The organism is Mucilaginibacter sp. 5C4 (assembly GCF_034345625.1).
Taxonomy (GTDB): Bacteria; Bacteroidota; Bacteroidia; order Sphingobacteriales; family Sphingobacteriaceae; genus Mucilaginibacter; species Mucilaginibacter aurantiaciroseus.
Genome location: NZ_CP133775.1, coordinates 36,689 through 61,264, shown reverse-complemented (window position 1 = coordinate 61,264; position 24,576 = coordinate 36,689). Strand labels below are relative to the sequence as shown.

Genomic DNA, 24,576 nt, shown 5'->3' with positions numbered 1-24,576 from the left:
ACCAGCAAAGCGGCCCGCAAGGCTGCTTTGCTGGTTTAAGCTCATTTAGCGACAGGCATCATACATCTAAAAGCGCTAATTTTAACTCAATCTTAAAACTCTTAATTGCTTTGTTTAATTTCGCATAGATGGGAAACACCTCCGAAGAATTTTTGGTAGCCTCAGCGCAAAAGGCATTCGAGCCGGAGCACCGTGCTATTATCAATAAAAGCATTGATAAGTACGAGGGAGCGTTCGACAAGGGCTTATCGAGGATGATCAATCTCGATAATACCAAAAAGAAAGGCCATACCATCAAATGGAAGGTAATGGAAAACCTGGACAAGTTTTTGCCAGAGTTTGAATCTAACTTCCTGAAACGCGGTGGTAAAGTGATCTGGGCAAATGATGCCGAAGAAGCTAACCGCGAGATCCTGAACATCATCCAAAAAGCAGGAGCCAGAACGGTCATCAAATCAAAATCGATGGCTACCGAGGAGATCCACCTGAACGAGTTTTTGGAGAAGAATAACATTGAATCGTTAGAAAGCGACCTCGGCGAATACATCATTCAGCTGCTCGGGCAAAAGCCCTATCACATGGTTACGCCGGCCATGCATTTGTCGTTAGCAGATATTGCCAAACTATTTAACGAGAGGTTCGGTACACCGCTGGATATTACTGCCGAGCAGCTCACCCAAAAAGCCCGCGAATTGCTTCGCGTAAAATATCTGCAAGCCGATGTGGGCATCACCGGCGCCAATTTTATAATTGCCGATACCGGGAGTATTTCTATTACGGAAAATGAGGGGAATGCAAGGTTAACTACAAGCTTCCCTAAGATCCACATAGCGGTTGTTGGGATAGAAAAGATCATCCCATCCATTACCGACCTTGACGTTTTCTGGCCGATGCTGTCTACCCACGGCACTGGGCAAAACCTTACCGTTTACAACACCATATTAAGCGGCCCGCGCCAAACAGGCGAAACTGACGGCCCCGAAGAAATGTACGTGGTATTGCTGGATAATGGCCGCACCAACCTGCTTGCGCAAAAAGAGCAGCGCCAGGGCTTGTACTGCATCCGTTGTGGTGCCTGCCTTAACGTGTGCCCGGTTTTCCAGAACATTGGCGGCCACACTTATGATACTACCTACGGCGGCCCGATAGGTTCTATTATAACCCCGCATATGCGCGGCATGCAGGATTTTAAACATCTCAGCTATGCATCAACCCTTTGCGGTAAATGTACCGAAGTTTGCCCGGTGAAGATCGATATCCACAAAATGCTGCTGCTTAACCGCCGCGATGCTGTGAACGAAGGACTTGTAACCACCAAAGAAAAATGGGGATGGAACATCTGGACAAAAGGGATGCTGAAACGCAACCTTACCGATTTTTTTGGCGGTAAAGTAAAGAACCGGCTAATGCGGATGTTGTTCAAAAAAGCCTGGGGCCACAAGCGCGAAATGCCCGAAGTAGCCCAAAAATCATTTAGCCAACAATGGCAGGACGGGCACCGCCCCGAATAAATATCCCTTATGCGTAAAGTAATTTTGAACCTGGCCGTGAGCCTCGATGGTTTTATTGAAGGCCCCAACGGCGAGTACGACTGGTGCCTTGCCGACCAGGACTACGGCATGGAAGAATTCTTCAGCCATACCGATGCCATCTTCATCGGCCGTAAAAGTTTCGAGATGATAAGAGTGGATGCAGGCATGTTCCCCGTAAAGGATATTTATGTGTTCTCGGATACCATCGCTCTTGAACCGGGCGAAACTTTTCGGGTGATAGCTTCTGCAGACTTTAGAAAGACTGTTGATGAAATAATTAACACTGATGGCGGCGACATCTGGCTCTTTGGTGGTGCCGAACTGGTATCCACTTTTATGAATAAACGTTTGGTGAGCGAGATCCTGCTCTCCATTCACCCTGTTATATTAGGCGGTGGCAAACCACTATTTAAAGATATTGAAAGCCGCGTTGGCCTAAACTTTATCGACCAAAAAACCTATGACACCGGCCTGCTGCAGGTACGCTACGAACTAATGCCCTGGTTTGACCCGGAGAAGCTGCTGTTTTTAGGGTAGATTATTTGGGCTAAAGCCCCATTTTTCCGGTTTTTGTATCCGTCCCATAAATGGGACGGCAATGAACTGTAGATTTTTAGGGGTTATTTGTATCAATCATTGCCGTTGGCTTTAGCCAACGAATAACGAACAAAAACTATCCGGCTTTAGCCAAAAAATAGAATGGGATTCTTAGTGCTTATCGCCAAACCCAAACTCTTTGTAAGTATTTGGCGCATCATTACGGTTGCTGAACGAGAAGGTGTAGCTGGCCACCCACGATTCGTAATCGGCCTGTTTGCCTTTTGATGCCTCAAACTTGGTTGCCCTCAACAAATAAACACCTTCCCGGCTAACGCTAAAATAAACCTTACCTGCCGCGTCGCTCGCCAGTTTTTGCGGATATACATTGCCCGATTCTGTACGGATATAAAGCATTACCTGACCGGTAAATGGCTTGCCTTTAAAATTCACTATCGCTGTAATATCATCGCCGTAGTTTAACTTGTATGGGTTCTTTTTCAGGATGATCTCGAAATCATCGTTCAATACTTTTTCGTAGGCGTTACCGCTTGGGTCATCAACCGTAATAAGCGTTTTTAGGTAACGGTTATATTTTTCGGTAAAGTTTAAGGCATTGCTGTTTTTAAGCTTATCGGCAATTTCATCATAACCCTGTTCTGTTAGGTATGGCAAAAAATCTTCGCGGGGTATCTCATTTAACTCGTTGCTGTTCATTTGTACCAATACTAAACCGCTGTTTTGGATGGTGTAATTCAATATCGGTGTAGCATTGTTTTTAGTAATAGGCGCGAGGTCGGTTTTTTTAGATCCCTCGTAGATCATAAACTTGGTGGTTTGCTTGGCCGTGTAGGGTACTTCGCGTTCTTTTACCAGGTTTTCGCCCGATAATAAATGCAGGTTAAACTTACCGCCTTTGTGCAGGTAAAAGTTTTCGGGCATTAAAAAGTGATCTGGTATAAAAGATACCAAACTGATAAACGCGAACATTATAAGGATTTTAACGTAGAAGTGCTTCATGGCGAAAAGATGGATTGCTCAAACATACAAAGTTTTAAAAACTTCTTAGCTTTACCCGATGATATTTGACCGGAAAAAGATAGATAACGATGGTTTGATAACGTTTTATAAGAAACTGTTATTGCCTCGCCTGGTTGAAGAGAAGATGTTAATCCTGCTCAGGCAGGGCCGTATTGGCAAATGGTTCTCGGGCATAGGCCAGGAAGCTATTGCCGTGGGCAGTACAATGGCTTTAAATGACGGGGAATATATCCTGCCCATGCACCGCAACCTGGGTGTATTTACAACCCGCAATATCCCAATTTCGCGCTTAATGGCCCAGTGGCAGGGCAAGGCATCGGGCTTTACAAAAGGCCGAGACCGCTCCTTCCATTTCGGCACGCAAGAGTTTAAGATCATCGGGATGATATCTCACCTTGGCCCGCAGCTGGCCCTGGCAGATGGCATTGCCCTGGCAGATAAATTAAAGAATAATAAAAACGTTACCCTGGTATATACCGGCGAAGGCGCAACCAGCGAAGGCGATTTCCACGAGGCGCTAAATATTGCCGCCGTTTGGGATTTGCCGGTTATATTTTTGGTGGAGAATAACGGCTACGGCTTAAGCACTCCCACTAACGAACAATACCGTTGCGCTTCGATTGTAGATAAGGCAATAGGCTACGGGATAGAAGGCCGCAAAATAGACGGCAACAATGTGCTGGAAGTTTACCACACCATAAGCGAGCTTGCCGCCGAAATGCGCGAGAAGCCAAGGCCGGTACTTATAGAATGTATGACCTTCCGCATGCGCGGGCACGAGGAAGCATCAGGCATAAAATACGTCCCGCAGGAATTATTTGAAGAATGGAAACTGAAAGACCCGCTTGACAATTTTGAGAAGTACCTGCTTGATGAAGGTGTACTACGCAAAGAATGGGTGCCCTATTTAAGAAATGAATTTACCACGCTAATAGATACTGAAGTTGAAAAGGTTTTCAGCGAACCCGATATTATACCGCATGTACAAACCGAAGAACAGGCCATGTACCGCCTGTTTAACACGCCAAGGCACGCCGTATCAGAAGTGAGCACCAATAAGCGCTACATTGATGCCATAAGCGATGGTTTGCGCCAAAGTATGCGCATGCACCAAAATATGGTGATCATGGGCCAGGATATTGCCGAATATGGCGGCGCATTTAAAATAACCCAGGGTTTTTTAGAAGAATTTGGTAAAGACCGCATCCGCAACACGCCTATTTGCGAATCGGGTATTGTGGGCACGGCAATGGGGTTGGCTATCAATGGCTATAAATCTATTGTGGAAATGCAGTTTTCGGATTTTGTTACCTGCGGCTTTAACCAGATCATAAACAACCTTGCCAAAACGTATTACCGCTGGGGCCAAACGGTTGATGTGGTGATCCGCATGCCGGCAGGTGGTGGTAGCGGCGCAGGCCCGTTCCATTCGCAAACTAATGAGGCATGGTTCACCAAAACACCGGGACTTAAAGTGGTTTACCCCGCCTTCCCGGATGATGCCAAAGGGTTGTTGATGTCGGCAGTGGATGATCCTAACCCGGTGATCTACTTTGAGCACAAAAACCTGTACCGCAGCATGAGCGGTAATGTGCCCGACAATGATTACTATGTAGAAATTGGTAAAGCCCGCGTGGTGCGCGAAGGTACCAAAGCAAGTATCATTACCTTTGGTATGGGTGTACACTGGGCTATTGAGTACGCCGATAATCATCCCGACCAATCTATAGAGATCCTTGATCTGCGTAGCCTGCAGCCGTGGGATAAAGAAGCGGTTATTAAAACCGTAAAGAAAACATCAAAAGTACTGGTACTGCATGAAGATACCCTCACCAGCGGCTTCGGCGGCGAAATAGCGGCCTACATAGGCGAAAATTGCTTTAAATACCTTGATGGCCCTGTAATGCGCTGCGCCAGCCTGGATACCGCCATCCCCATGAATAAAGCCCTGGAAGACCAGTTTATGGCCAAAGCACGGTTAGCAGAAGTGATGGACACTTTGTTGAAATTTTAGAGCGAGGTATGATGGAGGAATATATTTCACTCGGCCTTAGAACTAATAAGTTTAATCAAATTTTGCTGGCTATATTTTCTGTTTTATTAATTATTGCTAATTGTTTTATTGGATCTTCACTTGGATTTTGGCTGGTTATTCTAATAATGATAAGCCTGATTAATCTTATCTATTACGCATTTAGCGATATTAAATACAATAGTGACGCTTTTATAATTGAGAAACTTTTTTTCAAGAAAGAGATTTCTTCTAAGATCTTCATTGGCGTAGAGAAACGCTTGTTTAATATCTTCTGTATCAAGTTTAAAGGCAGTAAATTTTATTACTGGGGCGACCCCAAATCATTTTTCGAGGAAACATCTGATATTAACGATCGAATTAAGGAGCGGTTGGCAAAATCGAATTAAGAGTTAGAGTAAAATACTTTGTTGAAATTTTAGGTAACTTAGTATTATGCTAACGTTAGAGGAAATATACGCGCAAGACCCCAACCAAAAAGTGATTGACGAAGGTGCAGGTTGGGGAGCTGAACAAATGCTAAAAGCAGGAGTTCCAATATTCTATCGTGATGAACAATATCCCGAAACGATGCAGGGCAATTTGTTTGTAAAGGAATTTACAAGCGGGGCAAAATTCATTGTTAAAAAAGAATTAACCGATGACCTCCGTTTATTAGAAGAAACCATTAGGCAGCTAAACGCTTTATAATGCCATCAATTGTAGTTATTGGCGGGCCAGCATAAAAACCACCCTTTTTACCATGGCATCTTTTAGCTACCTTCTTCTATTACCTCCACCTCAGCTACAGGGCTAAACAAATAAACCCTGCGCGTGCTTATCTCCACACATTTGTAACGCTTACGTAGTTTCTCTTCCTTACGGAACACACGGCCATCCTTGAGCTTAAATATGGCCTTTATAGGCAGCTTCTCTACCGTGTGGACAGATTCCTTCGGCGGGTCATATTTGCGCAGGGAACGGTACAGCGTAAGGTCGGAGCAGCTGGATGCGGCGGGGTTGTTAAGGTAGCTGGTAATGGCCTGCTTTACATCCGGCGGGAACACATCCTTCTCGAAGAAAGGCTGCATCATCTTCTTAAAATTGTTCTTCCACTCGCTGCCATGTGGTTTGGCTTTTTGCTTGTGCTCGTTCCAGGTGTGCAGGTGCGCAAACTCGTGTACGGTGGTCACCAAAAAAGCGTATGGATTAAGGTCGAAGTTGACCGAAATGCGGTGGCCTTTGCCATCGTAGGGCGCACGGTAGTCGCCAAACTTGGTGCCGCGGTTGCGCGAAATTTTAAATTCGCATTTAAAGTAATCTATCCAGCGGCCAATAAGCGGTGCCGCATGTGGCGGAAGATACTGTTCTAATACTTTTACTTTATCCAATTTTTACCTCTGTATCAAAGATAACGGTTTAGGCTGAAAGCGAAAAGACCAAAGCTGAAAGCTTAAAATACACTGACAAAAAGCTTTTCGTTTACTTCAACAAATGATACACCAAAAAAGCCGCCCCATAAGCCAAAATGGTCATGTAAGCGAATTGTGCGGCTGGCCATCTCCAGTCTTTGGTTTCGCGGTACACAACGGCAACGGTGCTGGCGCATTGCATAGCAAAGGCGTAAAACATCATTAATGAAAAGGCAACCGCGAGTGTAAATACAGGTCCTCCGGTATTGGGGTTACGGGCGTTACGCATTTTATCCTGTACGGAATCTATCCTGTCGGCGTCGCCATCTACGCTATAAATGGTCGCCATGGTACCTACAAATACTTCACGGGCGGCGAAGGAGGTGATTAGTGCTATCCCTATTTTCCAGTCGAAGCCGATAGGCTTAATAACCGGCTCAATTACATGGCCTAAAACACCGGCATAAGAGTTCTCCAGTTTTTCGGTAGATATAACGCGCTTCAGACTATCCGAAGTCATGGTTTTGGTGTATTGTGGCTGCTGATATTTTTGTTCAATGTTTTTAAAGCGGTCGCCCGGGCCGTATGATGACAGCACCCAAAGTATCACGGATACGGCTATGATCACCTTGCCTGCTTCCAGCACAAATGTTTTTGCACGCTCATACATGCTGAATAGCACGTTGCTCCACCTCGGCATGCGGTATACGGGCAGCTCCATAATAAAGTAACCCCGTTCGCGGGCCTTTAGTACAAACTTCATCACATAAGCTACGATTACTGCTGATACCAAACTAAGCACGTACATCCCCGTTAGGGCAAGGCCTTGCAGGTTAAAGATCCACCAAACGTTTTTATTGGGTACTACAAGCGCTATTAATAAGGTATAAACCGGCAAACGTGCGGAGCAGGTTACCAGTGGCGTAACCATTATGGTGATCATCCTGTCCTTCCAGTTTTCGATGGTACGGGTACTCATGATGGATGGCACGGCGCAGGCAAAGCCACCTATCAGCGGCACTACCGATTTACCATTAAGCCCTACCTTACGCATGATCTTATCCATCATAAATGTAACGCGCGACATATAGCCTGTATCTTCCAGTATAGATATAAAGGCGAACAGGATGGCTATCTGCGGAATAAATACCATTACACCGCTAAGGCCGGCAACTACACCATCTATCAGCAGGTCGGCAAGGGGGCCGGTGGGCAACACGTGGCGCAAACCTCCTTGTATCCACACAAAAAGGTCTTCTATCAACGACATCGGGTACGCCGACCAGGCAAATATAGACTGGAACATGAACAACAACACGCCAATAAAAATCACAAAGCCAAACACCCGGTGGGTAAGCACTTTGTCTATCTTATTACTTATCGATTCATCATGCGCCGTTACGGGCGTTTTAACGGTATCGTAAAGCAGGTCGTTAATGTAGTTATAGCGGGCAATAGTTTCACTTGCCTGCGCTTTTTGGGTATGGAAACCATGCTCTTTTTCCAGTTCCTCAATGCGTTCGCTTTGTGCTGGGGTTAAAAACTTTAGGGTTTCGTGCTGATGGGCCAGTTGAAGGGCAAAATAAGGGTTATCTGTCCCGAACTCTTTACTAATGCTTTCGATAATACCCGGCGCTATCGAATTTACATCGATGCTATCCTGCTGCAGGGCAAATTTATTGGCGTATGATATAGCGGTCTTCAGTTCGTCGATACCTTCTAACTTACGTGCCGATACCGTGATAATGGGCACCCCAAGTTTTTCGGCCAGTTTATTTATTTCTATGCTGATACCCGCCTTTTTCGCCATGTCCATCATGTTCAGGGCGATTATCACAGGTATCTTCAGGTCGGCAACCTGGGTATAAAGCAACAGATTGCGTTTTAAGTTGGTAGCGTCAATTATAACAATAACCAGGTCGGGCGTAAGATCGGTATTTTTCTCTGCCAAAACCGAGAACACGATAGATTCGTCGCGGCTTTTTGGGTAGAGGCTATATGTACCGGGAAGGTCAATTATTTCGGCACGGCGGCCATCGGGCAATTGGCTGTAACCAATTTTTTTATCAACAGTAACCCCCGGGAAATTTCCTATTTTTTGATTTAACCCGGTTAATGCATTAAATAGCGTGGATTTACCGGTATTTGGATTTCCTACAAGCGCTACTCTGATATCGGCTTTCAAATGCTGAGAATACTATTGCAAAATAATGGTTGATGCTTCAAATCTACGCAGGCTTAGTTGGTAGCCCGATACATGGATAGCGATAGGATCGCCTAGGGGTGCAATGCGCGATACCCTTACGGCCTCGCCCGGCAAGCAACCCATTTCCATTAGCTTAACAGACATCTCCAGATCAGTAAATTCTTTTACTATCCCTGTTTCTCCTACTCCTAGCTCTTCAAGCGTCATCTGCGTAAATATTAGACCACAAATGTAAGCTTATTTAAAACAAATCCAAATAAGGGATTAAACGTGGATTGTAAAATTTGGATGGCTTAAGGATAAAACGTGATCTATAAAATTTAAATTTGCTATATTAATAAATACGCTATGAATATAACACACGAAATAAAACCCTTTGCAGAGCTGGATGTGGACGAACTATACGAACTGCTTCGCTTGCGCAGCGAAGTGTTTGTGGTAGAGCAAAACTGTGTGTTTTTAGACCAGGATAATAAAGACCAAAAGTGCCACCATGTATTAGTTTATGCTGATAATAAACTTGCGGCTTACAGCAGGCTGGTACCCGCAGGTTTATCATATGCCGAAGTATCAATAGGTAGGGTAATAACCTCGCCGGAGGCACGGGGCAGCGGATTAGGAAGAAAGTTAATGGAATTATCTATCCGGAGCTGCTATAATCTTTTTGGCCCTGCAGATATCCGCATTGGCGCGCAAACCTACGCGTTGCCCTTTTACGAGTCGTTAGGTTTTGTTGCCGGGGGGGAGCGATATGATGAGGATGGGATAGAACACGTAGAAATGGTAATGAAGCCAAATGCTTAATTATAAAAAAGCCCCTTAGTGAAAATCTAAAGGGCTTTTTGTTTAGTGCTTGTTAAAATATTCGTGTACCTGGTCGTCCACGTCGAGTATATCGATGTTAGGTTTGATGATCTTCCAGTTTGGATCAACCAAAAAGTACGAAGGCACTTTAGTTATTTTCCAGTTAGTAACGTTTGGCGAGGCATCGCCTTTAAAATCGGCTACCTGTGGCCAGGTTAGGTTGCTTTTTTTTACAGCGCGTTTCCAAACAGCCTGGTCGGTATCGGTAGAAACACTTACCACCCCAAATTTATTTTTATCCCTGTCGCCAATGATCAGCCCGTTCAAGATCCGGGAATGGTTCATTTCGCTCAGCTGGCTGTTGGCCACCCAAAACTCTACCAGTATTGCTTTACCTTTTAAACTATTCCTTTTAAACGATTTGCCATCTGTAGTAACCCCTGAAATTTCGGGCGCATCAGATCCCGGCAATAATTTAACCAATACATTTAATTTGTCGGTCACTTTTAAACCTTCGTCAGTATTCTTGGCTTCGGCGGTTAGTTTTTTACCCAGGTTGCCATATTCCTCAGGAAACTCATCCATGTATTGTTGCGCCATAATATGGGCCGCAACAACGTTATTGGGATGTTTGGTCATATAGGCATCCAAGATGTTTGGCTCCATTTCGCGGCGTTGGATCTGGTAGCCGCGCGTTTTTACAATAAGAGCAGAGTGTTCTTTTGGCGATTGGTTGCGTGCCTCGCTCGATTCAAGAAAACCCAACCCCGAGCTGATGGTGTTATTTAGCGCCCCGGCTATTTCATTCTCTACCTTATAATAGTCGGATAATTGCTGTTGGGTTTTAGATGCCGATGTAACTGCAGGATAAAGACCATTAACTTTGGTTTCGATGTTGTATGTGCCGTTCTCTAAATATAATTCGAAGGTTTGTTTTGTATTCAGCGGTTTATCACTATCGATAATAGATATTGTATAGTAGCCCGGTTTTTCAATAGGCTTGTTAAGGGTAGCGCTGCCATCCTTTATGGGTTGGCTAAAAAGCGTTTGGTTAACCAGGTTTAGGATAACGGTGCCGTTTTTAACAGTTCCGGTTTTAAAATTAAGTTCTAATTTGGCTTGTGGTTCACATGAGGATATTAATAGGACAAGCGCGAAGTAGTAAAAATATTTCATAATATTAAGTGTGATAGGATGCTACTAAATTATTGAAATATATTTGATGTTGAATCAATTTATCAGCATTAGCGTGTAAAATTATTATGATGGATAAATCAATTGGCACGCAAGTTCCTTAGACTGTTTCTAAATAGCCAATATCCCTGCTTTAAGTCGAAACCATTTCTATCTTTTGGTACTTTTGTCTAAATAAATCTGATCAATAATGAGCGAATTTAAACAAACCTTTAACTCATCACTGGGAAAGAAGCTGATAATGGCTTTAACTGGCTTGTTTTTGTGTACTTTTTTAATTGTGCACCTTGGCGGTAACCTTTTGTTATTTAAGGACGACCACGGCTTTGCATTTAATAGTTACGCAAACTTCTTAACGCATTTCCCTCCCATAGAGGTGATAGCTTACCTTTTATACCTGGCTATAATTGTGCATGCTGTTTACGCTTTGGTGTTAACCATTAAAAACCGCAGGGCAAGGCCGGTAGGTTATGCTGTGCATAACAAATCTGATGCATCGTGGTCGTCAAAAAACATGGGCTTGCTGGGTTCTATCCTGCTGTTGTTCATCGTGATCCACATGGGCGATTTTTGGTTTACCTACAAGTACAACAACATCCTGGGCTTTAAAGAGTACCGCACCAACCTGGCAACTAACCAAACAACCGTTTCTGATTACAAGCCGGAGGTTGCCGATTTTGAGCGTTCGATCTCTACAGAAAATAATATAGAGATCGTTCGTGTAAAGGATCTGCATGCGCGTATCCAGCACAGTTTTAGCTATTGGTGGTATGTTGCATTCTACGTAATTGCAATGGGCGCAGTATCGTTCCACTTGCTGCATGGTTTCCAAAGTGCGTTCCACACCTTGGGTTGGGTACATAAAAAGTACAAGCCAATCATTTACTTTTTTGGCACCTGGCTATTCGCGGTTATTATACCGGTAGGCTTTGCCCTGATGCCAATTATATATTACATTAAGAGCCTTTAAAAAGGATCAAGACTATAAGAGTCAAGATTCAAGACAACGTATTTAATAAATTTAAAAACGCAAAGGGAAGAAAGGAAAGGCAACATCAAATATCTTGATTCTTGTCTCTTGGTTCTTACCTCTAAAATAAAAGAAATGAGTTTAGATGCGAAAATTCCGCAAGGCCCATTAGCCGAAAAATGGAGCAAGCATAAATTTAACTTAAAGCTGGTTAACCCTTCCAATAAGCGTAAGTACGATGTTATTGTTGTTGGTACAGGTTTGGCCGGTGCCTCTGCAGCGGCATCACTTGCCGAGCTTGGTTATAACGTTAAGTCATTCTGCTTCCAGGATAGCCCGCGCCGTGCGCACTCTATTGCTGCACAGGGTGGTATTAACGCTGCAAAAAATTATCAAAACGATGGCGATAGCGTTTATCGCCTGTTTTATGATACCATTAAAGGCGGTGACTACCGTGCCCGCGAAGGCAACGTTTACCGCCTTGCTGAGGTATCGGTAAATATTATAGACCAGTGTGTTGCACAGGGCGTACCATTCGCACGCGAATACGGGGGCTTGCTTGATAACCGTTCGTTCGGTGGTTCGCAGGTATCACGTACGTTTTACGCGCGTGGCCAAACAGGTCAGCAATTACTTTTAGGGGCATACTCGGCATTAAACCGCCAGATCCATTTAGGTAAAGTAAAAATGTACACCCGCACGGAGATGCTTGACGTGGTTGTGGTTGACGGCCATGCAAAGGGTATTGTTACCCGTAACTTAAAAACCGGCGCGATAGAAACTCACGAGGGCCACGCAGTGCTTTTAGCGACTGGTGGTTACGGTAACGTTTTCTATTTGTCAACAAACGCGATCGGATCTAACGTAACCGCAGCATGGCGCGCACACAAACGTGGTGCTTACTTTGCTAACCCGTGTTACACCCAAATTCACCCAACCTGTATCCCGGTTACCGGCGATCACCAGAGCAAGCTTACGCTGATGTCTGAATCGTTACGTAATGATGGGCGTGTTTGGGCGCCAAAAACGGTTGAAACAGCGCAAAAACTTCAAAAGAAAGAAATCACCGCTTCTCAGGTAAAAGAAGAGGACAGAGATTACTTCCTGGAAAGAAAATATCCATCTTTTGGTAACCTTGTACCGCGCGACGTGGCATCACGTAACGCTAAAGAAATATCTGACGAAGGCAAAGGGGTAGGTACAACAGGTTTAGCCGTTTACCTTGATTTTGCCGAAGCTATACAACGTTTAGGTGAAGACACCGTACGTGCCAAATATGGCAACTTATTTGACATGTACCTGCAAATTACGGATGAGAACCCGTACAAGCAACCAATGCGTATTTACCCAGCAGTGCATTATACCATGGGCGGCCTTTGGGTTGATTATAACTTAAGCACAACCATACCCGGGCTTTACGCTATGGGCGAGTGTAATTTTAGCGACCACGGTGCAAACCGACTTGGTGCATCTGCTTTGATGCAGGGGCTATCTGACGGTTACTTTGTTATCCCTTACACTTTAGGTGATTACTTAGCCACTATTGGCCCTAAAAAGGTTGATACCAGCCACCCTGCCTTTGAGCAAACCAAAAAGGATGTAATAGCCTATAACAACAAGCTACTTGCCTTAAAAGGTAACAAAACTGTTGTTGAATACCACCGCGAACTTGGCCATATTATTTGGGAGTACTGTGGTATGGCACGTACCGAAGAAGGCCTTACCAAAGCTAAAGCCCTTATTAAAGCCTTAAAAGCTGATTTTTGGGTGAATGCTATCGTAACCGGCGAAAACGAAGAAGTGAACGCTGCCCTTGAAAGAGCAGGCCGTGTTGCCGATTTTATCGAACTTGGCGAACTGATGGTTACCGACGCTTTAGAGCGTCGCGAATCATGTGGTGGCCACTTCCGTTTGGAATCGCAAACTGAAGAGGGCGAAGCCTTACGCGATGACGACAACTTTGCTTTTGTATCGGCATGGGAATTTACCGGTGAAAACCAGGAAGAAGTGCTGCACAAAGAAGAGTTGATTTTTGAAAATGTTAAGTTAACACAACGTAGTTATAAATAGAGAATGGTTGATTGAGTAAATAGAGAATGGTTTTTAACCACACACCACTTAACTTAATCAACTACTCTCCAATCTCAAACAAACATGAGTGGACATATGAACCTGACGCTGAAAGTATGGCGCCAAAAAAACACACAAACACCGGGTAAGTTTGTGACCTATAAGGCCGAAAATATTTCGCCGGATATGTCGTTCCTGGAAATGCTTGACGTGGTGAACGAAAGCCTTACCCGCAAGAACGAGGAGCCTATTTATTTTGATCATGACTGCCGCGAAGGTATTTGCGGGTCTTGTTCGTTATATATTAACGGCCGTCCACACGGTCCCAAGAGGGCTATTACAACCTGCCAGTTACACATGCGTACCTTTAGCGATGGCGAAACCATCACTATCGAGCCATGGCGTTCGGCCGCGTTCCCGATAGTGAAGGATCTGGCGACAGACCGCTCTGCTTTCGACCGCATCCAACAGGCTGGTGGTTATGTATCGGTAAACACCGGTGGTGTGCCCGATGCCAACATCATCCCTATCCCTAAGGTAATTGCCGATGAGGCTTTTAACTCGGCTACTTGTATTGGTTGCGGTGCCTGTGTTGCTGCATGTAAAAACGCATCAGCCATGTTGTTTACCTCGGCTAAAATTACTCAGCTTGGTTTATTACCACAAGGCCAGCCAGAGCGTTACAGCCGCGTACAAGCGATGGTTGCACAAATGGACGAAGAAGGTTTTGGTAACTGTACAAATACCGGTGCCTGTGAGGCAGAATGCCCGAAAGAGATCACCCTCAACAATATCGCGTTTATGAACAACGATTTCTTCAGCGCCAAACTATTCCGCGAAGAACATGCGCACGACCATACCGGCGGCGAATAATTCAGATAAGATTTAACAAAAACAAAGCCCGGTTGCATCTGCAGCCGGGCTTTGTTATGAAGGGCACCTCGCCCTTAAATTTTCTTGATCGCCTTTAGCAGATCGCTCGCTTCGGGTTGTTTTTCAAATGACTGCACCAACTGGCCGGTTTTACCATAAATGGCCACGAAGGGCGTATGTTGAAGCTTGTAAAAGCGCTGTACAGTGTAGGTGTAACCTTCGGTACCTAAAATAAAGTTTGGATATGCTTTTAAGCCGTAATCATTCTCAAAGGTTTTAACCATACGTATATCGGTAAAGGTTATCATTACCACCTGTATGTTTTTAAACTTAGCCATTGACGGCTTCATGTCATTGACCAGTTTTTGGCAATGTGGGCAGTCCGGCGCAAAATAAATGATCATTACCGGTTTGTTCTTTACCAGGTCTGCCGGTGTAAGGTTTTGATCTTTAGTTGTTAGTATTTTATATGGTGGAATTGTAAGCGGTATAGTTTGAGTTTGTGCTTGTGTACATCCAAAACCGGCTACTACCGCGAATAATAAAAATATAAATTTCTTCATTTGTTGTATCGACATTGAGAATGTTAATTATGCTTCCAGTAGTTCTAATTGCCAGGCAATATGTTCTTCTGTTATAGGGTATAACGCATTATTACGTATTGTATGATAAACAGCATCAAATATCTGGCGGTAATCGCCTTTAACCGATGAGATCAACTCCGTTATCTTCTGATTATCTATACCAACAGTAGTTAATTGTCCTTCGCTACCGGCAGGTTCAATGCCGTAAGCAGGGTCGGTTGGCATCATGCCTTTATCCAATTGTGCTTCCTGTACATCGCTTCGGTTTTTGATGAAACTGCCCAGCGTTCCATTCACCCAAAAGCCCGGGGTATCACCTGCTATCTGCAAACCCGATGTTAGGTAAACATTCAGTTGGTTTGGGTATATCAAATGGTAATGGAAATAATCGGGCACTTCAGATCCCTCACGGTAAATGCCCGTGGTTTTGGTGAAAGATAATGGTTTGCCAAACAGGGCAATGGTATTATCAACCAAATGCGCGCCGAGGTCATAAACCAATCCTCCGGCGGGTACGCCTTTCGTTTCTTTAAATGATTTTATACCGATGGCAGACTTGTATCTATCCATACGGAAAATAACTTCTATCAGGTTACCTAAACGGCCGCTTTCAATCACTTCTTTGGTTGATAAAAAGCCGCTGTCGAACCTGCGATTTTGATAAACCATCAGGTGTTTTTTCAACTTACGGGCGGTATCAAAAAGTTCTTTTACGTCAGCAGATGTTGCGGCTGCAGGTTTTTCGAGCAGTACGTGTTTACCGGCTTTTAGGGCCAGCATAGCGTGCTCAAAGTGCAGGTTGCTTGGAGTATTTACAACAACCAGTTCTATCTCGCCATCGGCCAGTAACTCATCTATAGATCTGTAGCTTTTAATTTCCGAGTATATTTCCGCGGCTTTTTTGTGGGTTCGTTCCACAATACCTTTCAATTTAAAACCGGGATTGGTGCTGATGAACGGCGCATGAAATATACGCCCCGACATACCATAGGCCATTAAGCCCGTAACTATTGGTGCTTGCATGGTGGTAAATTTATCATAATATGATGTAGCAACATAAATTATCTAAAATAAAAAGGGATAAGCATGCGCCCATCCCTTTCTATATAAAATAACCTAAGCTTATTTCATGCTTTTTTGGATAGCTTCAATTTTAGCTAAGTGCATTTTTACAGCTGGTAATGTTTTGGTAGCAAAAGCCATTAAATCGGCATCTTTGCAGTTTTTAGAAGCCTCTTCTAACATCGATGCTACTTTTTTGTGGCCGTCAACCATTGCGTCAACGTAAGCTTTATCAAAATCTTTACCTGTTTTTGCAGATAGATCTGTCAACATTTTTTCGTGATCAGCATCGGGTGCGGTTGGTAAAGTAATGTTTTTAGTTTTAGCGATAGCCATTAACTCTTCGTTCACTTTAGTATGGTCGGTAACCATCATGGCACCAAACTCTTTAACCTGTGGGTTAATAGCTTTTTCGGCAGCTATTTTACCTGCAGCTACTTCGGTCATACCCGCGTTAGCTGCATCAGTTGCAAATTTTGCATCGCCTGCAACAACAGCAATACCTGTAGAGCCATTGGTGGTTGTATCTTTAACAGCGTTTACACTGTCAGCAGTTTCTTTACTGTCTTTTGCGGTGTTGTTACACGCCTGGAATGATAGGGCTGCAACAGCCATCATTGCCACTAAGCTTAATTTTTTCATTTTGTAGATATTTTTAGTTTTTATAGTTAATATTCAACAACTATTACGCCAAATAGTTTTAATAGCTGCACTTATAGTTTGTTGATGATATTATTGTTATACCTTAAAGTTTTATTATTTTTGAGCACATAAATTAACAGATATGAATTTTCCGGCAGAGTTAAAATACACAAGCGACCACGAGTGGATCAGGGTTGAAGGCGACGAGGCTTACATCGGTATCACCGAGTTTGCACAAGGCGAATTAGGCGACATTGTTTACATCGACATTAATACTGTTGGGCAGGATGTAACCAAAGAATCTGTTTTTGGTACGGTAGAAGCCGTTAAAACGGTATCTGACCTGTTTATGCCGCTTGATGGTACCATCCTTGAAGTGAATAGAAAACTGGATAGCCAGCCTGAGTTGGTGAACAGCGACCCTTACGGTGATGGCTGGATGGTGAAGATAAAAATTACCAATGCTGCTGATGCAGAAAACCTTTTGGATGCTGATGCGTACAAAGGCGTTATTGGCCACTAATTTTAAATGAAAAACACACTAAGATACTATGGGCCTGCAATTTTGTGGGCCCTTTTTATTTTAATAATATGTGCGGTGCCGCTTGGCAGTGTTGGCAATTCGCCAATGTTTTTTCAGGGGTTTGATAAACTGGTGCATTGTGGTTTGTTTTTCGTGCTCTCCATTTTATATTGCGCGGGCAGCATCCGTAAATGGAACACCCGCAGCATCCGGATAGAGGTAGCTATGAAGAACACGATGGTATTAATAAGCTATGGCGCATTAATAGAAGTGCTGCAAACGCGGGTTTTTACCTGGCGCAGCGGTGACTGGAACGACCTGTTAGCTGATGCTATTGGTGGGTGTATGGGTGTATTTGGAGTATTGATAATCAGTAACGCGCTAAATCATGAAAAAAGTTAAATACATATTTGCGATAGCAACATTAACTGTTGTGCTATCATCATGCGGTATTTTTAAAAAGGATTGTAACTGTCCGCATTTTGGGAGCGTCAAGTCTCCTTTTAAAAAAACACCTATAGTTTAACCTTTTATGGTTTGACATTAAAAAAGCCTTTCAGATCTTCATCCGAAAGGCTTTTTACTTTAGCAGGGGCATGCCTCTTATTTATTTTGGGTTACCTTAACCCAGTCTACCCACATTTTGGCTTCGCCATTTTTTATCTTGTTTAAGGATGTTTCCGACAGGCCGTAGTATGGCTTTTTTATACCGTTTATTTTGAAAGGATAAATACCGCCTACCGCGAAATTGAGGATCAAGTGCTGCTTATTATCAAAAACCCACTTGCCATAATGCCCGGCCATTTTACGGGTAACGCGGAACATCGGCACTCCATCGTATTTAAAAACAAGCGCTTCGGGTGTCCAGTCTACACCGTAAACATGCCATTGGGTGGCGTCATGGTCTTTATCAAAATATTTGCGATTTACAAATGGGGTTTCGCCACTATAGCCTGGGCCATGTACCGCCGCGCTTACCCAGTCGGCTTCGCCAATAAATTCCATAATATCAATTTCGCCATCATTTGGCCACATGCCATTGCCCAGCATCCACCAGGCAGGCCACAAGCCATCGCCTGCCGTGACCTTAACACGCGCCTCGGCTGTGCCATAAGTGAAATCAAATTTACCTTTGGTAACAAATCTGCCCGATATAAAATCGAACTGCTGATTATCGATTGTTTTAAAGTTAGGTGAGTATTGAGGCTTTAAAACCAGCACCCCGTTTTCGATATAAGCGGTTGCAGACGAATCTACATAGGCCTGCAATTCGCCGTTGGTGTGGAAACCGGTAATGATAGGGCTCCATTTGGAGCGGTCGATCTTACTTTCCGAAAAATCGTCAAAGAAGATCACGTTGCCTTTTGAGTTGCTTACTACCGGCGCTTGCTTAACCGACGAACACGACGCAGCAATAGTTATTGCTGCCGTTAAGGCCGCAAAATAAATATACTTTTTATAAAGCATGATTTTAATTAGGGGAATAGCATGTATGAAGAAAGGCCATTGTTAAATGGCCTTTCTATCTGTTTTAATTGATTATTTATAAACGCGAACGTAATCTACCTCCATGGCGTCGGCAGTAAAGTTAGGGTCAACCGCTGGGCCGCCAAAATTACCTCCAAAAGCTACGTTCAATATCAGGAAGAAATCCTGATTGAACGGCTTGTCGGCGCTGTTATCAAAGGTATAAAAAACGACTCCATCTATGGCAAACTTCATAGCCGTTGGTGTCCAATCCATGCTGTATACGTGGAACGCTGTAGATGCAGTAGGGTTTTGTGTAGTACTACCAACGCCACCGCCACCAAAATGGCCGGGGTAATGCATGGTAGAGAAGATAGTGTTCTGCAGTTTACCTACGTGTTCCATAATGTCTATCTCGCCACAGCCAGGCCATGGGGTGTTATCTATATTACCACCAAGCGCCCATATTGCAGGCCAGGTACCCACACCTGTAGGTAGCTTCGCTCTCACCTCTACACGGCCGTATTTAAAGGCAAACTTGCCTTTGGTTAACAGCCTTGCCGAAGTGTAACCGAAACCATTGTAGGCCTCTTTCTTCAGGTTTATCTTTAAAGTGCCGTTTGATACCGAAGCGTTATCAGAACGGTTGGTGTAATACTCTAACTCGTTATTACCCCAGCCATTGTTGTTACCTATATCGTAACCCCATTTGCCCGGATCGGGCGCACCCGCGGTATTAAACTCGTCAGACCAGATCAAAGCTTCGCTTGCCGAAACATTAATCGAAATGGTTTTTGCGCTTGTTTTACCGGTTGAACTTTTGGCAGTAACCTTAACATTATAAGTACCTGCTACCGGGTATTTGTAGGTTAAACTGCCTGTTGTGTTTGTTTGGAAAACACCGTTACCCAAATCAAATTCGTAGGATACCGCATTGTCGGCAGTTACCGCAAATGTTACCGTGCCACTGTTATCAGTGCTTACGGTTGGTGTTACACTGAGGTTGGTTGGCATACCTGCAGTAGCGCTGCCGCCGGTATCATTACTTTTAGAGCAATTGGTAAACAAGACTACCAGTGCTATTATTAAAAAAGCGTTAATTCTTCTCATATCTTTTATTATTTAACTTTAAATTTCTGATACCAGGCAAGGCCGTCGATACCAATGTTCCGTAAGGTAATGGTAGTTTCGGTAAGTTCCATTATCTCGTAAGTATTACCACCCGTACCAAATGCAATTAAGCCCTTATCCGGCACTACAAACTGTATACGTGTAGAGTTTGCCGATGTTGAGCCCGATGTAGCATCCATAAAAGCAAGCTTTTTAGTGCCTGTGGCATCAAAATCATAGCAGTTGTCGCCGCCTGCTTTACCGTAAAATACAGTAGCACCTGCAATAAAGAACGATTGACCTTTGTTGTTGATAACCATATTAATGCCTGCGCCATTTTTGCTGAAGGTTATCTCATCGTCATACAAACATTCGGCACGCTGGTTAGGGTCGGCTGCGTAGTAGCTTGGTGTATAACCATCTGCCGGGCCAACACCTACGTGGCCTGGTGTAAGGCGGTCTATAACCCATGTACGAGATGCGCCATTGGTTAGGTTTTGCATAATTGCAGCGGGGATCTCAAACGATACAAATACCCTTATCTTTTTGCTGACGGTAGAGGTTACACCACCTGTGCCAATAGCGGTAGCGGTGATGGTGTAATCGAATGTACCGGGGGCAGAGTACTTATGTACTTTATCCCCACCCGGAACAATTTCGATAATGCCGTCGCCGTAATCAACTTTGTATGATATGGCGCCGGTACCGGCTGTAGTAATAGTTACTTTACCAGAGCCGCCACCATCCGGGTTGGTTGTGTTGACACCCTCGATGGCCGTGGTTAATGTTACATCTGTTGGGGTAACTATATTACCGAACGAATACTTCTCTTTTTTACAGCCTATTGCAATGATAGCGGCTGCCAAACAGATGGTTAATAATGCTTTTATATTAATTTTCATCTCTATAATTAATTAAGGGTGATATCATCAAAATAGTAGGTAAAGTTGGCCGAGCCATCACCCACGTTACCGTTATCAAATATCAGTACTACTTTTTGATACGATTTTGCAGTGTTGATAGCGCTGTAATCAAAGGTTAGCTCCTCCCATGCATTTGCTTTGGTTGTAAGTACTTCTTTCTCGAAGCCAACATTGCCATCGGTAAGGTTCTCTACCTTTAACAACACTTTGGCACCCACTTTAGGCGAGTAAACTTTCATCTTAAGTGTTTTCTTGGTAAAGTCGATAGGGCCTGCAAGGGTTATGTAGCTACCTGCGTATGTGGCACCTGCATTTTTTACCATTTTAGCAACCTTGGTGCTGGTGTTAATACCGGTTGCCGATGGGTTATTTACAACTGTAACAGCACCACCTTCGAAATCGGTAAAGGCATAGTTTAGGGTTGTCGACTGGAAATCAAGCGGGATACCTAATATTGATGAAGGTTGAGGTACAAATTTCACGTCGTCCCAATAAAACACTTTGCCGTTACCTGCTGTACCAAAATCAAAGAACACGGATGCCTTATCGTAAGTATTTGCCGCGTTAAGCGCAGGGGTACCTGCAAACGGTGCGGTAAAGTCGAACGTCAAGGTTTCCCAAGCGTTGGCAACTGTAGTGATGGCCTCCGTTTCTACCTCGATATTACGGTTATTATGGTCTTCAATTTTTAACCTGATGTGCAGGCCTGCCGCCGGTGAGTAAACACGCATGCTCATTTTAGCGTAAGATGCAGTTACCGGAATTTTAGCAGAGAAGCCAGCTGGGGTGCCAATTGTAGTACCTGCCCACACTTCGGCACCGTTAGGTTTGGTTGTCTTTTTAACTTTATTTGATGCAACGGTTGGGTCATTAGCATCAACAGTAACGTTGTTACCAAAATCGATAACGGTATAGTTGGTATTTGGTGCATCAAACGTAACCGGCAAGTTTATTTGTGCAATCTGGATAGCCATTTGCACATCATCAATGTAAAATACTTTACCGCTGCCAGGCGTACCAAAGTCACAGAATACTGAAGCTTTATCGTAAGTATTAGCCGCATTCAATGCCTGTGTGGTTGGCGATGGGTTATTGAAATCGAATGTCAATGTTTCCCATGCGTTTGCCAACGTAGTTTTAGCATCTGTTTCTACCGATTTTTTATCATTGGTATGATCTTCCAGTTTTAATTTAATAGTTAAGCCTGCCGCGGGTGAATATATGCGTAGGGTCATCTTAGAATTTAGCGTGCTAACCGGAACTTTAGTTGCAAAACCTGTTGCGGTACTTAAAGTTGTACCAGACCATACTTCGGCACCGGTTGGTTTAGTGATTTTTAGCACTTTGTTAGCGTTATTTACCGGATCGGTAGCTACTGCCGACTGGTTGTTACCAAAATCGATTGTAGTGTAATCAAAGTTAGGATCATCAAAAGCCAAAGGCAAGTCAGCCTGTTTTCCTATCTTAATGATTTGCTCTGCGGTTGTTGTTGCAACACCCCCACTTAAAGCTACAATCCTTACGGTATAAGTACCTGCCTTAGGGTAGTTGTGTGTGGCGGTTTGCTCTTGCAGGAACGAGTCGTAAGGCTCGGGGTTTGCCGTTGCCTCGTCACCGTAATATACATGGAACATGGTTTCATAATCGGCAGTTGCGCCAACTGTTACCGCTAAACCATTGGTTGTGATGGTTGTTTTAAGGTTTGCCGGGGCCTTAAACGATACCGTAAGCGATTGGTTAACTTCGGCAGTTTTGCCGGAGATGCCATGGCCAACAATTTTAACTTTATATACGCCCTCGGCATATTTATGCGGGATGTTTTTACCAGCGGCTACTTTTACAAATGTTTCGCCGTCATCGCCGTAGTAAATATCAAAAGTAGATACACCTTCGCCGTTAGGGGTAATAGTTACCAAGCCGGTATTGTCTTGCGTAATATCAAACAATACCGATATTTTTGCAGGGTCTGCTACGTTGTTGACGAACGATACGTCATCAAACTTTTCCTTTTTACAGCCTGTTATCACAGCCAGTAAAAGGGTTATGCTCAAAAAATATTTTATTGCATTCATGATCTTGATTTTTAAGGTTTAGTAGCCCGGGTTTTGTGTTAAACCTGTAACGTTAATTTCTTCCTGCGGTATAGGGAACACTTCGTGCTTACCGGCAATAAAACCTGTAAGTTTATTAGCGGCCTGCCCTGTTCTAACCAGGTCAAAGAAACGGTCGCCATCCATGGCTAACTCCAGTCTTCTTTCGTCCCAAATGGCTTGCTTTAAAGCAGTACCTGTGGCCGTTATATTATGCGCAACATCGCCAAATGCACGTTGGCGTACCTGGTTTAGGTAACCTTGTGCTTTAATATCGTTTGGCGCTGTAGAGCGGTTGTTTGCTTCGGCAGCCAGTAATAATACTTCAGAATATCTTAACACTCTAAAGTTGTTCAGATAGTTAAGCTCTACCTGGCCGGATGTTTCACCTTTACGTGGTAAGTATTTACCATTGTATAAACCTGTGTTTTTGTAAGGCGCTACCTGGTAGCTGATATTATATTCGGGATGTGCGGCTTTGTAATCCTCGATGTTGAAAGCTGTTATTGCTTTACGCTGATCGCCGGCTGAGTAAGCTGTGGCAAGGTTTTGCGTTGGCAAGTTAGTGCTCCAGCCGGCTGCATATGGCATACCGCCAATACCATTTAACCCCCTGATGCCGTTCTGCTGAACCGCATAATTACCCTGGCCGCGTGTTGCACCACCCCAGTTGTAGTATGGCGAACCGTTTGTGTACTGGATCTCAAATACCGACTCAGGGCCGTTCTCGCCTGCTGCTAAGTAGATAGAAGCGTAATTGGTAACCAAACTAAAGGCACCCGAGGTGATAACCTGGTCTAACACTGATGCTGCCTCGGTGAATTTATTTTCGTACAGATAAACTTTACCTAACAAAGCTTGTGCAGCATATTTAGTTACGCGGCCTTTTTGGCTTTGCGTAGTTGGCAAAGCAGCAATGGCAGCGTTAAGGTCTTTTTCTATCTGCGCGTAAACTACAGCTTTAGGTGCGCGGGTTAACGATTTGGCGGCGCTGTTATCCAGGCGCTTATCAATAAACAATGGCACATCGCCCCACATTTTTGTTAAGGTAAAGTAGTAGTAAGCGCGTAAAAAGTAAACCTCGGCGTATAGGGCATCCTTACCGTTAAAGTTCACGGTTTCGCCTGCTTTGTTTTTGTCTTTATACTGGGTCATGTAATTAGCCCTGTTAACACCTTCGTAAGCAACCTGCCACAAGTCAAGTAAGGTTGAATTTGTTGATGTTAGCGTAAAATCATCTATTTGCTGTAGTGCTAAAACATCTGATGCGCTTTCGCCACCGGCTACAGAGTTGTCTGATGCGATATCGCCCACAACTACCGCCTGGTTTAACCACTGCACCGGCGAGTAAACGCTGACAGCCATGGTGCGGTAATCGGTTTCTGATTTCAGGTAGTCAAGGTCGGTAACCAGGAACCTGTCGTGCGGGTTATTCTCCACCCATTTTTTACATGCTGTGAACGAGGTCAGCAACAGGACCATCGCAATTAGCTTTATATATCTTTTATTCATCGTATTGTTTATT

Annotated in this window: 24 protein-coding genes; 11 read left to right on the top strand and 13 right to left on the bottom strand. The window is 44.0% G+C overall.

Annotated features, from left to right (window positions below):
* The first annotated feature begins 128 nt into the window (after window positions 1-128).
* Both RHM67_RS00265 and RHM67_RS00260 read left to right on the top strand, forming a co-directional pair.
* Entirely contained in the window at window positions 129-1,511 is a 1,383-nt protein-coding gene (locus RHM67_RS00265; RefSeq protein ID WP_322229435.1) for a LutB/LldF family L-lactate oxidation iron-sulfur protein, read from the top strand.
* 9 nt (window positions 1,512-1,520) lie between these two features.
* Complete coding sequence (locus RHM67_RS00260) at window positions 1,521-2,069, top strand: dihydrofolate reductase family protein (RefSeq protein WP_322229432.1); 549 nt, start codon at window positions 1,521-1,523, stop codon at window positions 2,067-2,069.
* 171 nt (window positions 2,070-2,240) lie between these two features.
* Here the strand turns inward: RHM67_RS00260 and RHM67_RS00255 are convergent, their stop codons facing one another.
* The gene (locus RHM67_RS00255) at window positions 2,241-3,089 is read right to left on the bottom strand and encodes a DUF4198 domain-containing protein (RefSeq protein ID WP_322229430.1); all 849 of its coding nucleotides are present in this window, start codon (window positions 3,087-3,089) and stop codon (window positions 2,241-2,243) included.
* 58 nt (window positions 3,090-3,147) lie between these two features.
* On the opposite strand from RHM67_RS00255, the gene RHM67_RS00250 reads away from it, so the two are divergent.
* The 3 genes from RHM67_RS00250 (at window position 3,148) to RHM67_RS00240 (ending at window position 5,832) form a co-directional block, all read left to right on the top strand.
* Window positions 3,148-5,124: an alpha-ketoacid dehydrogenase subunit alpha/beta gene (locus tag RHM67_RS00250; RefSeq protein ID WP_322229427.1), complete on the top strand. Its 1,977-nt coding sequence runs from the start codon at window positions 3,148-3,150 to the stop codon at window positions 5,122-5,124.
* A 146-nt stretch (window positions 5,125-5,270) separates the two neighbouring features.
* Window positions 5,271-5,531 (top strand): hypothetical protein, encoded by a 261-nt coding sequence (locus RHM67_RS00245; protein WP_322229424.1) that lies wholly within the window; start codon window positions 5,271-5,273, stop codon window positions 5,529-5,531.
* Window positions 5,532-5,577: 46 nt separating this feature from the next.
* The gene (locus RHM67_RS00240) at window positions 5,578-5,832 is read left to right on the top strand and encodes a hypothetical protein (RefSeq protein WP_322229421.1); all 255 of its coding nucleotides are present in this window, start codon (window positions 5,578-5,580) and stop codon (window positions 5,830-5,832) included.
* Between the two features lie 62 nt (window positions 5,833-5,894).
* On the opposite strand, the gene RHM67_RS00235 is transcribed toward RHM67_RS00240, so the two are convergent.
* The 3 genes from RHM67_RS00235 to RHM67_RS00225 all read right to left on the bottom strand — a co-directional run bounded on the left by RHM67_RS00235 (window position 5,895) and on the right by RHM67_RS00225 (window position 8,946).
* Complete coding sequence (locus RHM67_RS00235; RefSeq protein WP_322229420.1) at window positions 5,895-6,512, bottom strand: SprT-like domain-containing protein; 618 nt, start codon at window positions 6,510-6,512, stop codon at window positions 5,895-5,897.
* 91 nt (window positions 6,513-6,603) lie between these two features.
* Entirely contained in the window at window positions 6,604-8,718 is a 2,115-nt protein-coding gene (feoB, locus tag RHM67_RS00230) for a ferrous iron transport protein B (RefSeq protein ID WP_322229418.1), read from the bottom strand.
* 12 nt (window positions 8,719-8,730) lie between these two features.
* A complete protein-coding gene (locus tag RHM67_RS00225; protein WP_252758527.1) occupies window positions 8,731-8,946 on the bottom strand; it encodes a FeoA family protein in 216 nt (71 codons plus the stop codon).
* 141 nt (window positions 8,947-9,087) lie between these two features.
* Here RHM67_RS00225 and RHM67_RS00220 point away from each other — a divergent pair, with 141 nt between their 5' ends.
* A complete protein-coding gene (locus RHM67_RS00220; RefSeq protein ID WP_322229415.1) occupies window positions 9,088-9,543 on the top strand; it encodes a GNAT family N-acetyltransferase in 456 nt (151 codons plus the stop codon).
* 42 nt (window positions 9,544-9,585) lie between these two features.
* On the opposite strand, the gene RHM67_RS00215 is transcribed toward RHM67_RS00220, so the two are convergent.
* The gene (locus tag RHM67_RS00215; protein ID WP_322229412.1) at window positions 9,586-10,719 is read right to left on the bottom strand and encodes a peroxiredoxin family protein; all 1,134 of its coding nucleotides are present in this window, start codon (window positions 10,717-10,719) and stop codon (window positions 9,586-9,588) included.
* Between the two features lie 208 nt (window positions 10,720-10,927).
* On the opposite strand from RHM67_RS00215, the gene RHM67_RS00210 reads away from it, so the two are divergent.
* From RHM67_RS00210 to RHM67_RS00200, 3 genes are all read left to right on the top strand, one after another.
* Window positions 10,928-11,707 carry a succinate dehydrogenase cytochrome b subunit gene (locus tag RHM67_RS00210; RefSeq protein ID WP_322229410.1) on the top strand — a complete coding sequence of 260 codons (780 nt, stop codon included), beginning with the start codon at window positions 10,928-10,930 and terminating at the stop codon, window positions 11,705-11,707.
* 135 nt (window positions 11,708-11,842) lie between these two features.
* On the top strand, window positions 11,843-13,777 hold the full coding sequence (locus RHM67_RS00205; RefSeq protein WP_322229408.1) for a fumarate reductase/succinate dehydrogenase flavoprotein subunit: 1,935 nt from the start codon (window positions 11,843-11,845) through the stop codon (window positions 13,775-13,777).
* Window positions 13,778-13,861: 84 nt separating this feature from the next.
* Window positions 13,862-14,650 carry a succinate dehydrogenase/fumarate reductase iron-sulfur subunit gene (locus tag RHM67_RS00200; protein WP_322229407.1) on the top strand — a complete coding sequence of 263 codons (789 nt, stop codon included), beginning with the start codon at window positions 13,862-13,864 and terminating at the stop codon, window positions 14,648-14,650.
* A 74-nt stretch (window positions 14,651-14,724) separates the two neighbouring features.
* Here the strand turns inward: RHM67_RS00200 and RHM67_RS00195 are convergent, their stop codons facing one another.
* From RHM67_RS00195 to RHM67_RS00185, 3 genes are all read right to left on the bottom strand, one after another.
* Window positions 14,725-15,228, bottom strand: a complete 504-nt coding sequence (locus RHM67_RS00195) for a TlpA family protein disulfide reductase (protein WP_322229405.1) — start codon at window positions 15,226-15,228, stop codon at window positions 14,725-14,727.
* A 12-nt stretch (window positions 15,229-15,240) separates the two neighbouring features.
* Window positions 15,241-16,257, bottom strand: coding sequence for a Gfo/Idh/MocA family oxidoreductase (locus RHM67_RS00190; protein WP_322229403.1), 1,017 nt, complete (start codon window positions 16,255-16,257; stop codon window positions 15,241-15,243).
* A 99-nt stretch (window positions 16,258-16,356) separates the two neighbouring features.
* Window positions 16,357-16,938 (bottom strand): DUF4142 domain-containing protein, encoded by a 582-nt coding sequence (locus tag RHM67_RS00185; protein WP_322229402.1) that lies wholly within the window; start codon window positions 16,936-16,938, stop codon window positions 16,357-16,359.
* Between the two features lie 142 nt (window positions 16,939-17,080).
* Here RHM67_RS00185 and gcvH point away from each other — a divergent pair, with 142 nt between their 5' ends.
* Complete coding sequence (gene gcvH / locus RHM67_RS00180) at window positions 17,081-17,461, top strand: glycine cleavage system protein GcvH (protein WP_322229400.1); 381 nt, start codon at window positions 17,081-17,083, stop codon at window positions 17,459-17,461.
* Between the two features lie 6 nt (window positions 17,462-17,467).
* Complete coding sequence (locus tag RHM67_RS00175; protein WP_322229398.1) at window positions 17,468-17,863, top strand: VanZ family protein; 396 nt, start codon at window positions 17,468-17,470, stop codon at window positions 17,861-17,863.
* A gap of 201 nt (window positions 17,864-18,064) precedes the next feature.
* On the opposite strand, the gene RHM67_RS00170 is transcribed toward RHM67_RS00175, so the two are convergent.
* The 5 genes from RHM67_RS00170 to RHM67_RS00150 all read right to left on the bottom strand — a co-directional run bounded on the left by RHM67_RS00170 (window position 18,065) and on the right by RHM67_RS00150 (window position 24,563).
* Complete coding sequence (locus RHM67_RS00170; RefSeq protein ID WP_322229396.1) at window positions 18,065-18,928, bottom strand: glycoside hydrolase family 16 protein; 864 nt, start codon at window positions 18,926-18,928, stop codon at window positions 18,065-18,067.
* 72 nt (window positions 18,929-19,000) lie between these two features.
* Window positions 19,001-20,038, bottom strand: coding sequence for a family 16 glycosylhydrolase (locus RHM67_RS00165; protein WP_322229395.1), 1,038 nt, complete (start codon window positions 20,036-20,038; stop codon window positions 19,001-19,003).
* A gap of 8 nt (window positions 20,039-20,046) precedes the next feature.
* Complete coding sequence (locus tag RHM67_RS00160) at window positions 20,047-20,940, bottom strand: PKD domain-containing protein (protein ID WP_322229394.1); 894 nt, start codon at window positions 20,938-20,940, stop codon at window positions 20,047-20,049.
* 8 nt (window positions 20,941-20,948) lie between these two features.
* Entirely contained in the window at window positions 20,949-23,033 is a 2,085-nt protein-coding gene (locus RHM67_RS00155) for a hypothetical protein (protein WP_322229392.1), read from the bottom strand.
* An 18-nt stretch (window positions 23,034-23,051) separates the two neighbouring features.
* Entirely contained in the window at window positions 23,052-24,563 is a 1,512-nt protein-coding gene (locus tag RHM67_RS00150; RefSeq protein WP_322229391.1) for a RagB/SusD family nutrient uptake outer membrane protein, read from the bottom strand.
* Between the last annotated feature and the right edge of the window lie 13 nt (window positions 24,564-24,576).